The organism is Clostridioides sp. ES-S-0048-02 (genome assembly GCF_020658495.1).
GTDB lineage: Bacteria > Bacillota > Clostridia > Peptostreptococcales > Peptostreptococcaceae > Clostridioides.
On record NZ_JACVWH010000074.1, the window covers coordinates 1 to 440 of the forward strand.

General features: G+C 50.5%; 4 tRNA genes. All 4 read right to left on the reverse strand.

Annotated elements, in window-relative coordinates:
• Positions 1-47: 47 nt before the first annotated feature.
• The 4 genes from IC173_RS20445 to IC173_RS20460 all read right to left on the reverse strand — a co-directional run bounded on the left by IC173_RS20445 (position 48) and on the right by IC173_RS20460 (position 393).
• Positions 48-124: transfer RNA gene (locus IC173_RS20445), tRNA-His, on the reverse strand.
• Positions 125-132: 8 nt separating this feature from the next.
• Positions 133-209: transfer RNA gene (locus tag IC173_RS20450), tRNA-Pro, on the reverse strand.
• A gap of 19 nt (positions 210-228) precedes the next feature.
• A tRNA-Ile gene (locus tag IC173_RS20455) sits at positions 229-305 on the reverse strand.
• Positions 306-319: 14 nt separating this feature from the next.
• Positions 320-393 (reverse strand) — tRNA-Met (locus tag IC173_RS20460).
• Positions 394-440 lie beyond the last annotated feature (47 nt).

The following is a 440-nucleotide window of genomic DNA, read 5'->3' on the forward strand; positions in this document are numbered from 1 at the left end:
ATTAAAAGTCAGGTGCTCTACCGACTGAGCTAATAGACCATATTAGTTGGGGTGGATAATGAGAGTCGAACTCACGACCTCCAGAGCCACAATCTGGCGCTCTAACCAACTGAGCTATACCCACCATTATATTGGTCGAGGTGAAGGGACTCGAACCCCCGGCCCCATGGTCCCAAACCATGTGCGCTACCAAACTGCGCTACACCTCGAAATTTTGTTAATTTAATGTGGTGGGCCATCAGGGACTCGAACCCCAGACCTACCGGTTATGAGCCGGGCGCTCTAACCAACTGAGCTAATGGCCCACATTAAATTTTAGTAGCGGTAATAGGAGTCGAACCTATGACCTTTCGGGTATGAACCGAACGCTCTAGCCAACTAAGCTATACCGCCATATTCTTGGTGCCCAGAGGCGGAATCGAACCACCGACACGGGGATT